At 68.4% G+C, this 13,372-nt stretch carries 13 protein-coding genes; 8 read left to right on the top strand and 5 right to left on the bottom strand.

All coding sequences use genetic code 11. The features are described 5' to 3' along the window. Nucleotides 1-42 precede the first annotated feature (42 nt). Complete coding sequence (locus tag AC3ANJ_RS11985; protein WP_488316496.1) at nt 43-675, top strand: ComF family protein; 633 nt, start codon at nt 43-45, stop codon at nt 673-675. A 120-nt stretch (nt 676-795) separates the two neighbouring features. Continuing rightward, the gene (hpf, locus tag AC3ANJ_RS11980; protein WP_406249646.1) at nt 796-1,452 is read left to right on the top strand and encodes a ribosome hibernation-promoting factor, HPF/YfiA family; all 657 of its coding nucleotides are present in this window, start codon (nt 796-798) and stop codon (nt 1,450-1,452) included. 60 nt (nt 1,453-1,512) lie between these two features. Here the strand turns inward: hpf and AC3ANJ_RS11975 are convergent, their stop codons facing one another. Beyond that, on the bottom strand, nt 1,513-2,865 hold the full coding sequence (locus AC3ANJ_RS11975) for a coiled-coil domain-containing protein (RefSeq protein WP_488316495.1): 1,353 nt from the start codon (nt 2,863-2,865) through the stop codon (nt 1,513-1,515). 80 nt (nt 2,866-2,945) lie between these two features. After that, entirely contained in the window at nt 2,946-3,554 is a 609-nt protein-coding gene (locus AC3ANJ_RS11970; RefSeq protein WP_488316494.1) for a PadR family transcriptional regulator, read from the bottom strand. Between the two features lie 177 nt (nt 3,555-3,731). Between AC3ANJ_RS11970 and secA the strand changes: the two genes are divergently transcribed. Together secA and AC3ANJ_RS11960 are read left to right on the top strand one after the other, a co-directional pair. Beyond that, nucleotides 3,732-6,530, top strand: coding sequence for a preprotein translocase subunit SecA (secA, locus tag AC3ANJ_RS11965; RefSeq protein ID WP_488316493.1), 2,799 nt, complete (start codon nt 3,732-3,734; stop codon nt 6,528-6,530). Between the two features lie 115 nt (nt 6,531-6,645). Further along, nucleotides 6,646-7,872, top strand: a complete 1,227-nt coding sequence (locus tag AC3ANJ_RS11960) for a pyridoxal phosphate-dependent aminotransferase (protein WP_488316492.1) — start codon at nt 6,646-6,648, stop codon at nt 7,870-7,872. Here the strand turns inward: AC3ANJ_RS11960 and AC3ANJ_RS11955 are convergent. Both AC3ANJ_RS11955 and AC3ANJ_RS11950 read right to left on the bottom strand, forming a co-directional pair. Further along, entirely contained in the window at nt 7,763-9,040 is a 1,278-nt protein-coding gene (locus tag AC3ANJ_RS11955; protein WP_488316491.1) for a CpaE/TadZ family protein, read from the bottom strand. The two genes, AC3ANJ_RS11960 and AC3ANJ_RS11955, sit on opposite strands and share 110 nt — an antisense overlap. Beyond that, the gene (locus tag AC3ANJ_RS11950) at nt 9,037-9,648 is read right to left on the bottom strand and encodes an SAF domain-containing protein (protein WP_488316490.1); all 612 of its coding nucleotides are present in this window, start codon (nt 9,646-9,648) and stop codon (nt 9,037-9,039) included. The genes AC3ANJ_RS11955 and AC3ANJ_RS11950 overlap by 4 nt, the downstream gene beginning before the upstream one ends. A 98-nt stretch (nt 9,649-9,746) precedes the next feature. Here AC3ANJ_RS11950 and AC3ANJ_RS11945 point away from each other — a divergent pair, with 98 nt between their 5' ends. Further along, nucleotides 9,747-10,022: a helix-turn-helix domain-containing protein gene (locus tag AC3ANJ_RS11945; RefSeq protein WP_406249653.1), complete on the top strand. Its 276-nt coding sequence runs from the start codon at nt 9,747-9,749 to the stop codon at nt 10,020-10,022. A 46-nt stretch (nt 10,023-10,068) separates the two neighbouring features. Here the strand turns inward: AC3ANJ_RS11945 and AC3ANJ_RS11940 are convergent, their stop codons facing one another. Further along, on the bottom strand, nt 10,069-10,650 hold the full coding sequence (locus AC3ANJ_RS11940) for a hypothetical protein (protein ID WP_488316489.1): 582 nt from the start codon (nt 10,648-10,650) through the stop codon (nt 10,069-10,071). 125 nt (nt 10,651-10,775) lie between these two features. Here AC3ANJ_RS11940 and AC3ANJ_RS11935 point away from each other — a divergent pair, with 125 nt between their 5' ends. The 3 genes from AC3ANJ_RS11935 to AC3ANJ_RS11925 all read left to right on the top strand — a co-directional run bounded on the left by AC3ANJ_RS11935 (nt 10,776) and on the right by AC3ANJ_RS11925 (nt 13,319). After that, nucleotides 10,776-11,162: an Rv3235 family protein gene (locus AC3ANJ_RS11935; RefSeq protein ID WP_488316488.1), complete on the top strand. Its 387-nt coding sequence runs from the start codon at nt 10,776-10,778 to the stop codon at nt 11,160-11,162. An 87-nt stretch (nt 11,163-11,249) separates the two neighbouring features. Next, nucleotides 11,250-11,798 carry a YceI family protein gene (locus AC3ANJ_RS11930; RefSeq protein WP_488316487.1) on the top strand — a complete coding sequence of 183 codons (549 nt, stop codon included), beginning with the start codon at nt 11,250-11,252 and terminating at the stop codon, nt 11,796-11,798. Between the two features lie 39 nt (nt 11,799-11,837). Further along, nucleotides 11,838-13,319, top strand: coding sequence for a sensor histidine kinase (locus tag AC3ANJ_RS11925; protein ID WP_406249657.1), 1,482 nt, complete (start codon nt 11,838-11,840; stop codon nt 13,317-13,319). The last annotated feature ends 53 nt before the right edge of the window (nt 13,320-13,372 follow it).

Below are 13,372 nucleotides of genomic sequence, written 5' to 3'. Positions count from 1 at the left end.
CTCCGGCAGGAAACGCCTCCGGCGCCGGTGCACAGTGGCGTGATGACGACACCTGACCCACGGCCCCGATTGGTCGATGAGGTCCTCAGCGTGCTGCTGGGGGCTTCCTGCGCCGGGTGCGACGAACCGGGCCGACTGCTGTGCGACGGATGCCGGAACCTTCTGCGTCCCGTCCCCGTGCGCCGAGCGCTGACGGCCGGCCTGTCCGCGACGGCAGCCCTGCCGTTCGACGGAGTCGCAGCACGGTGCATCCGCGCGGTGAAGGAGGACGGGAGCACGCTGCTGGTCCGGCCGCTGGCCGTGGCGTTGCGCGCGGTGGTTCCTTCCGACCCCGCGACGCTGCTCGTCCCGGTGCCGACCTCGCACGCGGCGTTCCGGCGCAGAGGGTTCCGCGTGCCGGAGCTGCTGGTGCGCGCATGCGGCCGGCGCCCAACGCGCCTGCTCGTCCCGGTCGGACGCACCGAGGATCAGCGCGGACTCGGTCGGGCGGAAAGGGCGCTCAACGTGGCAGGCAGCATGCGCGCTCGCGGCGCCGGAACGGGCGATGAGGTGATCGTCGTCGATGATGTGATCACCACCGGAGCGACGCTGACCGAGGCATCTGATGTCCTGCGTGAGGCGGGATTCCTGGTCCGCGGAGCGATCGCGCTCGCGGCCACACCACGGCGGAGATGAACGCCGGGCCGACACGGGGGAAATGGGTCGTGACATCCATCGGAACGGGGACTACGGTAGGGGTTCACAAGGCGACCACGGTCCGCCCTTGGCCGGGAGGACCGGGACAAGGAGGCAGGAATGGAAACGAGCATCGTCGGCGTGGGAGTGAGCATCTCAGATCGCTTTCGCACTGTAGTCGAGGAGAAGATCGCCCGGATCTCCACGCTCGCGGCCCGTGCGCAGCGCTTGGATGTCAAGGTCACCCACCGGGCGTATCGAGGCGGACGCATTCCCGACGAGACCGTTGAGCTCACGCTCGTGAGCAAGGGTCCCGTCGTGCGGGCTGAGGCCACGGACGGCGACAAGTTCGTCGCCCTCGATCTCGCCCTCGACAAGATGTCGGAGCAGCTGCGGCGCGCGAAGGAGAAGCGCGTCGACGGTCGCCAGCACCCCAGGGGTGCCCACTTCGAAAAGGGCAGCGGAGCCCTCGAAGGGATCGACGTGCAGCCGGCATCCGCCGACGTCCTGCACGCGGTCGCGACCGGCGCCATCCCTGTGCAGCCGCAGGAGGAGGAGGCGTACTCGCCGGTCGTCATCCGCACGAAGAACTTCGACGCGGAGTGGATGACCGTGGAGGAGGCCGTCGACCGCATGGAGCTGGTCGGGCACGACTTCTTCCTGTTCGTCGATGTCCGCACCGACCACCCGAGCGTCGTGTACCGGCGCAAGGGCTGGGACTACGGCGTGATCTCTCTGACCACTCAGGCGTCCCCGGAGGAGGCACTGGCTTCCTGAGCCGTCACTGAAACAGCGAAGGCCCGGCTCGCGCCGGGCCTTCGTCGTGCGGGACGGTCGTCAGTCGAAGATGCCGTCCAGGATGCTGCCGATCACGAGTCCGCCGAGGATGCCGGATGCGAGGTCGCCGCCTCCGCCGCCACGACGCCCGCCGCCGCCCCAGCCGCCGCCGCCCCAACCGGGAGCGTCGCCGCCCCAGCCGTCGTTCTGCTGCTGCGGGCGGGCGGAGTCGATGTCGCGCTGGGCGAGCTGCAGCGCCTCCGAGGCGAGCTGTGCGACCCGGCGAGCGGTCGCGAGCGCCTGCTCCCTGGTCTCCTCGGCAGGCAGCAGCGTCGGAACGTCCGTCCTCAGCCTCTCGGCCTCGGCGAGGCGCGTGCGGGCATCAGCGCCGATCCAGCCGCGGTGGCCGGCGATCAGGCTGCGCGCAACGCCCAGCTGGCGGTCGGCGTCATCGAGCGCGTGCTGCACGTGCTCGAGGGACGGGAGCGGATTCTCGATGCGGTGGCGGGCCGTGGCGATGGCCTCGTCGAGTGCCGTGTTGGCCGTCCGAAGGCGGCTCAGCTCCGCGAACGGGTCATTGCGGGAGCCGGACGGGGCCAGGGAGGCGAGGGCCTTCTCCAGATCGGACACCGCCGATGCGACGGCGGGTACCTGGGGTGCGGTGCGCGCTGCGATGATGTCGGCGCGCGAGTCGGCGACGACCTCGGCCAGGGTGGATTCGGCCCGGAGCGCCTCGATCTCGAAGTCCTCGACGGCATCGAGCACGACCCCGGCGCGACGGACCGCCTCTGAGGCGGTCTCCAGCGCGAGATTGGCTTCTTCGTTCTGGCGAGCGGCGCGACGGCGCTCGGAGACATCCGCGCCGTGCGTGGCGAAGGAGACGAGTTGCTCGGCTTCATCCGCAGCGTTGGAGATCTGATCCATGGCGGATTCGGAGTACCGCGCCGAGAGGCGCTCGATCGCCGACCGGGCGTGGGGGAGGCGAGCGGTCAGCGTCTCGGCATCCTGACGCAGTCCGGCGATGATCTGCGGAGCCTGACGGACCTTGGCGATCTGCTGGGCGAGCGTCGCCGTCTTGTCATCGAGCAGCTGCTCGGCCCACTCGCACAGCTGGGCGATGCGCGCATTGCGCGTGCGCAGCTCCTCGGCGGTGTCGGGGATCTCGTCGTGGTTGAGCTGGTGCAGCTGGAACGCCTCGCGCAGATGCGTGCGGACGGCCTCGAGCGCTGCCTTGAGGTCTGCGGTGAGGGATGCGCCGAGTTCGGCCTCGGCGAACACCAGTTCGTCGCTCGCCGTGCGGATGCGCTCGTCGGCCGCGACGAGCGCCTGCTCGGCCTTTCGTGCGAGGTCGGCGTCCTGCGCCGATTGTGCAGCTTCTTCTTCGCGCTTGCGTCTGCCCCAGAATCCAGCCATGAGCCGATCCTACTTTCCCGAGCGGATGCCGAGGCTGTGCATCCGCTCGGGGCGAACGCATCCTGTCGGTGAACTGCAGCTCAGGCGATCAGCTCTTCTGTCGCGGCCGCCTTCTGCGGACGCCCGCGCTTGGGTCGCTCCGTTGCGAGCTCCAGAGTCATGGCGTGCTGCGGATGCATCGCCAGGCGCTGCTCGGTGTGGTCGAGCCAGCGCACCTCCGCCTCGGCCGCGAAGATCATCGAGTCGATCACGAGCGACCACGCGAGCTCTTCCGGGCTGCCGTCACCGCCGGCGAACTTCGCCCGATTGAGGATCTGCAGCTGCCGGAGCGACGCGGTGCGCTGGGTCTGGATCACGGCCGCCACGTCGATACCGGGCAGCGTCGCCGCCACGGCGAGCTTGATCGCCAACTCGTCTCTGGTCGCCTGACCGCGTTCGACGGGGGAGGACAGCCACGACGCGACCTCGGCGGATCCGGCATCCGTGATCTGCCAGTAGACGTGACCCTGCTCGTCCGGCTCGCCGCGCGAGACCAGGCCGTCGCGCTCCAGTCGCTCGAGCGTGTTGTAGATCTGGCCCACGTTCAGGGGCCAGGTGGAGCCGGTTCGTCGATCGAATTCGGCTCGAAGCTGGTAGCCGTAGCACGGCCCCTGGTCGAGGATGGCGAGCAGGCTCTGGCGGACGGACATGCGATCTCCTTCGGGTGGAGTGCGAAAGCAATACCGAGTATATGCATACGTGGAAATCCCGTCCGGCATCCCATGCAGGCGACGCGCAGGTCACGGGCCGGTAACATGGCACAGTATGCCCGGCACCGGCCCCATCGGGGCGGCCGGGATCTGACCCAGAACAGGGAGATGACTTAAGTGGCGAATCCTCTTGAGAAGCTGCTGCGCGCGGGTGAAGGTCGCATCCTTCGCCGCCTCAACCAGGTCGTGAAGGCCGTCGGCGCGCTGGAGGAGGACTTCGAGAAGCTCACCGACGAAGAGCTGGCGAACGAGACCACCGAGTTGCGCGCTCGCTTCGAGAAGGGCGAGACGCTCGACCAGCTGATGCCTGAAGCCTTCGCCGCCGTCCGCGAAGCGGCGAAGCGCACGTTGGGAATGCGTGCATACGACGTGCAGATCATGGGTGGCGCAGCCCTGCACATGGGCAACATCGCCGAGATGAAGACCGGTGAGGGCAAGACGCTCGTCGCGACCCTCCCGACGTACCTCAACGCCATCGCGGGCAAGGGCGTGCACGTCATCACGGTGAACGACTTCCTCGCGTCGTACCAGGCCGAGCTCATGGGCCGCGTGTACCGCGCTCTGGGCATGACCACCGGCATCATCGTCTCGGGTCAGACGCCGGCGGTCCGCCGTGAGCAGTACGCCGCGGACATCACCTATGGCACGAACAACGAGTTCGGCTTCGACTACCTGCGCGACAACATGGCGTGGCGCAAGGAAGACCTCGTCCAGCGCGACCACTTCTTCGCGATCGTCGACGAGGTCGACTCGATCCTCATCGACGAGGCCAGAACGCCGCTGATCATCTCCGGGCCGTCTTCGGGCGAGGCCAATCGATGGTTCGCCGAGTTCGCCAAGATCGCCCGCACCCTCGTCGAGGGCGAGGACTACGAGGTCGACGAGAAGAAGCGCACCGTCGGCGTGCTCGAGCCCGGTATCGAGAAGGTCGAGGACTACCTCGGCATCGACAACCTCTACGAGTCGGCGAACACCCCGCTGATCTCATTCCTGAACAACTCGATCAAGGCGCTCGCCCTGTTCAAGAAGGACACCGACTACGTCGTCATGAACGACGAGGTCATGATCGTCGACGAGCACACCGGTCGCATCCTCGTCGGTCGTCGGTACAACGAGGGCATCCACCAGGCCATCGAGGCCAAGGAGGGTGTGCCGGTCAAGGCGGAGAACCAGACCCTCGCCACCGTCACGCTGCAGAATTACTTCCGTCTGTACGACAAGCTCGCCGGCATGACCGGTACCGCCGAGACCGAGGCGGCCGAGTTCATGTCGACCTATCAGCTCGGTGTCGTCCCGATCCCGACCAACCGTCCGATGATCCGCAAGGACCAGGCGGACCTGGTCTACAAGAACGAGACCGCGAAGTTCGCGCAGGTCGTCGAGGACATCGCAGAGCGGCACGCCGACGGCCAGCCGGTTCTCGTCGGCACCGTCAGCGTCGAGAAGAGCGAGTACCTCTCGCGACTGCTCGCGAAGAAGGGCATCAAGCACGAAGTCCTCAACGCGAAGAACCACGCACGCGAGGCCGAGATCGTCGCGCGCGCCGGTCGGCTGGGTGCCGTGACCGTGGCCACGAACATGGCCGGTCGAGGCACCGACATCATGCTCGGAGGAAACGCGGAGTTCCTCGCCGTGCAGGAGCTCAAGGCCAAGGGCCTGGACCCGGCCGAGACGCCGGAGGAGTACGAGTCCGCGTGGGACGAGACCTACGAGGCGATGAAGGCCATCGTCGCGGAGGAGAGCACGAAGGTCGTCGAAGCCGGCGGTCTGTACGTCCTCGGCACGGAGCGGCACGAATCCCGCCGCATCGACAACCAGCTCCGCGGTCGTTCGGGTCGTCAGGGCGACCCGGGTGAGAGCCGCTTCTACCTCAGCCTCACCGACGATCTCATGCGCCTGTTCCAGTCGGGTGCCGCTGAGGCGATCCTGGCTCGGACGAACTTCCCGGATGACGTGCCGATCGAATCCGGGCTGGTCTCGCGGGCCATCCGCAGCGCGCAGTCGCAGGTCGAGGCGCGCAACGCCGAGATGCGCAAGAACGTGCTCAAGTACGACGACGTCCTCAACCGTCAGCGCGAGGCGATCTATGCCGACCGCCGCCACATCCTGCACGGCGACGACATCGCCGACCGCGTGCAGCACTTCATCGAGGATGCCATCACCGGCGTCGTGAAGGACCACACCGCAGAGGGGCACAACGAGAGCTGGGACTTCGACGCGCTCTGGACCGAGCTGAAGACGCTGTACCCGGTCGGCGTCACGATCGACGAGGTCGTCTCCGAGGCTCAGGGACGCAAGGGCGGCATCACGTCGGAGGGACTCATCCGCGAGCTGCTCTCGGACGCGAAGATCGCCTACGAGAAGCGCGAGACCACGCTGGGCACACCGGCAACCCGTGAACTCGAGCGCCGCGTGGTGCTGCAGGTGCTCGACCGCCGCTGGCGCGATCACCTGTATGAGATGGACTACCTCAAGGACGGCATCGGCCTGCGCGCCATGGCGCAGCGCGACCCGCTGATCGAGTATCAGCGCGAGGGCTACGCGATGTTCCAGGCGATGATGGGCCAGATCAAGGAGGAGTCGGTCGGCTACCTCTACAACCTCGAGGTCGAAGTGCGTCGTGCCGGTGATTCGGAGACCGCATCCGTCGAGGCCAAGGGGCTGGTGGAGGGCGCTCCCGATCAGCGTCTGGAGTACTCCGCGCCGAGCGACTCCGGCGACGTCGAGGTGCGCAACGAGCGCGGACAGGTGCAGCAGGCGGCGACCGATCGGGTCCGTCGCGCGGCTGAGGCCGCTGCGGCCGCCCCCGCAGCGGATGCTCCGGCAGAGCGCGGTGCCTTCGGGCAGCCCACCGACGGCGGTCAGGGCGCCGCTCCGCAGAACCGCGCCCAGCGCCGCGCCGGCAAGAAGAAGTGACATGCCCCGCCGGCTGACCGCGTGTCGGCCGGCGGGCTCATGCGGAAGACGGCCGGTGGATCACGCATTGGCAGGTGAGCGAGAAGCACCGTCCGAGCGGCGATAGGCTTTCTCAATGACTCACTCGCGCCACTTCGACCAGTCGTCGAAGCTCAAGAACGTCCTGTACGAGATCCGTGGACGGGTCCCCGCAGAGGCGGCGCGGTTGGAGGCCGAGGGCCACAGCATCCTCAAGCTCAACACCGGCAACCCGGCCATCTTCGGTTTCGAAGCTCCGCACCAGATCGTGCACGACATGCTCGCGGCGCTGCCGACGGCGCACGGCTACAGCGACAGCAAGGGCATCATCTCGGCACGTCGTGCCGTCGTGAGCCGCTACGAGCAGATCGAGGGGTTCCCCCCGGTCGACCCCGATGACGTGTACCTCGGCAACGGGGTCTCCGAGCTCATCACGATGACGATGCAGGCGCTGCTCGACGAGGGCGACGAGGTGCTGATCCCCGCCCCGGACTATCCGCTGTGGACCGCGATGACGAGCCTGGCCGGCGGCACGCCCGTGCACTATCTGTGCGATGAGGATGCCGGATGGGAGCCGGACCTCGAGGACATCCGGTCGAAGGTCACGCCACGGACCAAGGCGATCGTCATCATCAATCCGAACAACCCGACAGGGGTGGTCTACTCGCGGGCCGTGCTCGAGGGGATCATCCAGATCGCCCGCGAGAACGAGCTGCTGCTGCTCTCGGACGAGATCTACGATCGCATCGTGTTCGACGGCGCGGAGCACATCCCCACCGCGACGATCGCGCCCGATCTGCTGTGCCTGACCTTCAACGGTCTCTCCAAGACGTACCGCGTCGCCGGATTCCGCTCCGGCTGGCTGGTCATCACCGGGCCGCAGGAGCACGCGAAGGGTTTCATCGAGGGCATCACGCTCCTGGCGTCCACGCGTCTGTGTCCGAACGTGCCCGCGCAGTACGCGGTGCAGGCGGCGCTGTCGGGCGTCCAGTCGATCGACGCGCTGATCGCGCCGAGCGGTCGCCTGCACGAGCAGCGCGATGTCGCCTGGGAGGGGCTCGAGGCGATCCCCGGCGTCTCCTGCGTGAAACCGCAGGGCGCGCTCTACGCCTTCCCGCGGCTCGACCCGAACGTGCATGACATCCATGACGACGAGAAGCTCGTGTACGACCTGCTGGTGTCCGAGCACATCCTGCTGGTGCAGGGGACCGGCTTCAACTGGCCCACTCCGGATCACTTCCGCGTCGTGACGCTGCCGGAACCGCGCGTGCTCGGCGAGGCGATCGAGCGGCTCGGGAACTTCCTCGCCGACTACCGGCAGTGACGGCTGCGGCCGTCATGTCGTCGGCGCTCTGGGCGAATCGACGGATGCCGGCCACGAGCTGCGATCGAGGACTCACGTCCGCGATCGGTCGTGCGTGCAGCAGGGCGGCATCCGCCGCGCGCTGATCGTACGGGAGGAATGCGATGTCGGTGATGCCGGCGAAGCGCTCCAGGGTGCGGCGCACCTGACCTCGCGCATCGATTCCGAGCGGCCCCGGCCGCACCCTGTTGACCACCACGCGCATCGGCGTATCGCCGATGATGTTGCGCACTTCGGCATGGTCGCGCAGGAACCGCGCCACGCCGAGCGGGTCGGCGGACGCGACGGCGACGATCTCGTCCGCGTCGGCGAGCACGGCCGCCGTCGCGGCGTGCCGTCGCGGACCCTCCAGATCCCAGGTCACCTCGTCGTCGGCATCGAACGCGGCCGAGGTGTCCACGACCGTGCGATCGACCCACTGCCGACAGGCGGCGAGCGTGCGACGCAGCCGGTCGGCGGAGAGCTCCGGCCAGCGGTTCGGACGGTTCAGGCCGCCGAGGACCGCGAGACTTCCGCCGGAGGTCTCGATCGTTGCGGAGAGCCGCGTCAGCTCAGCCGGGTCGAGGCCGCCGAGCTCGGCTCGCCGGCATGCGGCGGCGAGCCCAGGAGCCTCATCGCTGAGCCCCAGCAGCAGCGCGAGCGACGGAGCGACGCTGTCGGCATCCAGCAGGGCCGTTCGGTGCCCCGTGCGGGTGAGCTCGACCGCCAGTTGAACGGCCACGGTGGAGCGACCGGGAGCGCCGTGCGGCCCCCACACCGCGATGACGCGGGAGCTGGAGCGCGGCTGAGGCGCGGGTGCGGCCGGAGCATTCCCGGCGACCGCGCCGGCGATCTCCGCGGCCGTGGCATCCGATGCGAGGGCACCGGCGATGCCGAATCGGCTGAGCAGGCGCGAATCGCCGTCGCCGAGCGCGACGATGCGGATTCCTGTCCGGTCGCAGGCGGAGACGACATCGGCGGTCAGTGCCGCCCGTGAAGCGGGCATGATCAGCGCGTCCACTTCGCCGAAGGCGGCATCCGGTACGCCCCCGATCGGCAGCACTGCCGCGACAACGACGCCGAGATCGACGAGTTCTTCGGCCAGCGCAGACGCCCGCGGCTCGTCGAGGGCGATGGCGACGGTGCTCATCGCGAGCCCATCGGCACGATCGACAGAGCCGCCCCGCCTGTCATGGCTGAGAGCACGTCGGAGACGTCGGAGCGCTCGATCACCAGTTCGACCGCTGGTCTGCTCTGCGCCATCACCCCCTCGGTCTCGACGAGCGACGCCACGGTCACGTCGGCGACGAGAATGCGGGGTTCGTCGAATCCTTCTTCCAGCGGCGGCGCCTGCCACAGCTCGACGACCGTGCCCGGTTCGATCTCGGCCGGCAGTCCGACGCTGCTCTCGACGACGATCGTCGTGGTGCGGGCATCGTCCGCATCGCCGACCGCGGCGGCGGACAGCAGTTCGCCCTCTGCCATCCCGCGTGTCGCGATCTGTCCGGCGGAGAGGTCCTGCGGTGCGAGATAGCGATCCGCGGCCGCCCCGAGCGAGACGTCGACGACGGTGAAGTCCGATGAACTGAGCGCCTCGCCGGGGACGATCGTCCGATCGGCCTGGAGCACCGGCGTCGTGGTGCGGGAAGCGTTCACGATCAGCCAGACGCCGAGGATCGAGAGCACGACCAGGGCGACGCCGATGTAGAAGCGGGCGTCACCCCATGGCGTGCGGCGGACGCGCGTGTGCATGGTCATGATCGACATCGTCACAGAAAACGTGCGCGCGCCGAGAAAGTTATCCACAGGGGTGTCGGTCCCAGGCGCGGATGCCGCCCGGAGTGGACAATAGGAGCATGTCCGAACCGTCGCCCAGCGCTCCGCGCTTCCTCGCCCCGTCCGAGGTCGCCGAGCTGCTGAGCATCGCGGTCGATGAAGTCATCGCCCTCGTCCACGAGGGGCGGCTGCGGGGATCCCAGCTCGGGTCTCCTCCGCGCTGGCGCGTCGAGGAGACCAGCCTGGCGGAATATCTCGCCGAGCAGTCCGAGCAGGCCAGACGCATGGCGCTGTGGCGGCAGGCGAACGAGGCCAGCTTCCCCGAGGTATGGGGCACCACTCCGCACCGGCCGTGACGGCTCCGACAGCGTCGGCCGCGCTGACGCCGGCTGCACGCCCGCGTCAGCGCGGTTCCAGGTCGATGCGCGCGACGGCGGCGAAGGCGATCACGACGTAGGCGCGGACGTCCTGTGCGCGCCGAGACGAACCGGCGTCGTGCGCCGCCAGATCGAAGTGGTCCGCTCCAGCGCGATCGATCGTGCCGTGCCGGCGGCATCCGTCGAGATCCTCGATCGTCACCGGTACTCGGCGGCGGGCGAGATCGCGGAGCACGAAGCCGAAGGTCATCCGCTCCCGCAGCTCGGAGGCGGGAACCGCCGGATCGAGGCTGGCCAGCAGCATCCCGTGATCCATTCGGATGCCGCGCACCGCCGTGAGCGGGACGAGAGCGGTGCCGCGGCCGGGGTTCGGTGCGATCGCCAGCCAGTCCGCGCCGATCTTCACGACGCGGCCGGCCAGCAGCCGCCCGGCGGGGAGCTCGAGGGCGATCGCGGCCTCGGCGGCCGCGAGTGCGCGCAGACGCGCGCGCATCTCGATGCGGGAGATCCGGAGCCGCTCCGACTCGGCATCCAGGGCCGCACGCTCTGCTTCCCACTCCGAAGCGAGCTGACCCTCGAGGTCCTCGAACAGCCCGTCCCAATGCACGGGATAGAGCGTAGAGGACCCCGCGTCCTCGGTATACGAGTTATCCACAACGGGCAGGAAAGATCCGCACAGGCGCGTTCGGACGTGTTCTACTTTCGGCACCTCACGCACGAGAACGGCACGACATGACACTGCACGAGTACTTCTCCTATCAGCCGACGCCGGCGGCCGAACTGCCCGACCCCGAACCGCTGCTGCGCAGCCTCACACAGGGTGCGCTGGAAGTGTTCGCCGGCGTCAGGGAAGTGGACCAGCTGGCCCGGTGGTTCAGCGAGGACGCCTACAGCAAGCTCGTGATGCGGGCGAACCTCTCCGCCCGCGCTCGCAGCGCGAGGGACGTACCGCCGAGCCGACCGGTTTTCGAGATCCTGTCCGTGCACCGGACAGCCCCAGCGGACGGCGTCGTCGAAGCCGTGGTCGTCGTGGCGGGGCCGGGACGCACGCGGGCGGTGGCGATCAGGCTCGAGGGCCTGGACCGCCGGTGGCGGGCGACGTCCCTGGCGGTGCTGTGAACGGCGCGCACACGCCGGAGAACGCCCCGAAGAGGCGACTTGGTATGCTCATCCGGTTGCACCGCACCGTGAACGGGTAGGAGCCTGATGAACGACCTCGAGAGAGTCAACGGCGATTGGGAGTTCGACGCCGCGCACACGCGCGTCGGGTTCTCGGCACGGCACGCCATGGTCACGACCGTGCGCGGGTCGTTCAACGACGTCGCCGGCAACCTGCACGTCGATACCGACGATCCGTCGAAGTCGTCGGCGCGCGTGATCCTGCGTGTCGCCAGCATCGATACGCGCAACAAGCAGCGTGACGACCACCTGCGCAGCGCCGATTTCTTCGACGCCGAGCGCTGGCCGGAGATCACCTTCGTCAGCTCGCACATCGAAGAGGTCGACGACAACGCGTTCGCGGTGACCGGCGATCTGACCATCCGCGATGTCACGCAGAAGGTCGTGATCCCGCTCGCTCTCATCGGCATCGAGACGGATGCCGACGGCAAGCTCCGCGCGGGTTTCGAGGGCACTCGCCGACTGCAGCGTCGGGACTTCGGCCTGGAATGGAACGTGCCACTGGATTCCGGCGGGGTGCTCGTATCCGAGAAGATCACCCTCGAGTTCGAGATCTCCGCGGTCAAGGTCTCCTGACTGCACTGCTGTCGCGCCGTCGAGCCCTAGGCTTGAGGCGTGTCAACGCTCAGTGATCTCGTCCACGCGCAGGGGTGCCTGACCGACAGCGATGTCGAATGGCTGCACCGCCTCGCCGGAGACGGCCAGCTCCTCGCCGACCTCGCATCCGCCGACATCGTCGTGTGGGTGCGCACCGAAGACGGCTCGTTCATCGCCGTCGCGCATACGCGGCCCAGCGGCGCGGCGACCCTCTTCTACCGAGACATCGTCGGTGAGAGGGTCAGGCCGCAGTGGCGCACCCAGGTGCACGGCGCGTTCGAATCGGGGGAGATCGTCGATTCGTCCTCCCCGGACTGGTTCGAGGAGACCCCGACGCGGGTGCGAGCCGTCCCGATCCTCGCGAACCGCTCGAAGAGCGACCCGATGCGGGTGATCGGCGTCGTCACCCGGCACACGAACCTCGGCGAGGCCAGGACCCCGTCTCGGCAGCAGATCACATTCGACGACTGCGCCAACGACCTGTTCCGGATGATCGCGTCCGGTGAGTTCCCCGATCTCGCCGCGCCGACCTCGCCGCGTCGAGGCGCTCCGCGCGCATCGGACGGCCTCATCCGGATCGATGTCGACGGCGTCACGACGTTCGCGAGCCCGAATGCGTTGTCCGCCTTCAACAGGATGGGATTCGATGATGAGCTCGAGGGGGAGTCGCTCGCGGAGGTGACCACCCGCATCCTCCCGGTGACCCGTCAGGTCGACGAATCGCTCCCGGTCGTCGTGACGGGGCGCGCGCCGTGGCGCACCGACATCGAGGCTCGCGGCGTCACGGTGTCTCTGCGGGCGATCCCGCTGCGCGATCACGGCACCCGCATCGGCGCGATCGTGCTGTGCCGCGATGTGACCGAGCTGCGCCACCAGGAGCAGGAGCTCATCACGAAGGACGCGACGATCCGCGAGATCCACCATCGCGTCAAGAACAACCTGCAGACGGTCGCATCGCTGCTGCGCATCCAGGCGCGCCGGACGCACTCGGAGGAGGCGCGCGAGGCGCTGACCCAGGCCATGCGGCGGGTGGACTCGATCGCCGTCGTCCATGACACGCTCGCTCAGGGACTGACCCAGCAGGTCGACTTCGATGAGGTGTTCGACCGCGTGCTCAAGCTCGTCGCGGAGGTCGCCGCGGCTCCCAACACACGGGCGCGCACGATGTCCACGGGACACTTCGGCGTCCTTCCGAGCGAGTACGCGACGCCACTCGCGCTGGCTCTCACCGAAGTCGTCACCAACGCGGTCGAGCACGGCCTTGCGGGCCAGGAGGGGTTCGTCACCATCGATGCCACGCGCACCGACGAGAACCTGAGGGTGACGGTCTCCGACAACGGCCACGGGCTGCCGGAGGGGCGGATCGGGCAGGGGCTAGGAACGCAGATCATCCGAACCCTCATCCAGGGCGAACTCGGCGGAACGATCGAGTGGAAGGGCACCGACGGCGTGGGCACCGAGGTCACGATCGACATCCCGCTGCGCTGGATCAAGAAGTAGTCGAACAACGAGAAATGCCCCTCCGAGGAGGGGCATTTCTCGTATGCGCGGAG

The sequence above is a fragment of the Microbacterium sp. STRO-1N genome, assembly GCF_057748015.1.
This window is presented reverse-complemented; position numbering and strand designations above follow the sequence as displayed.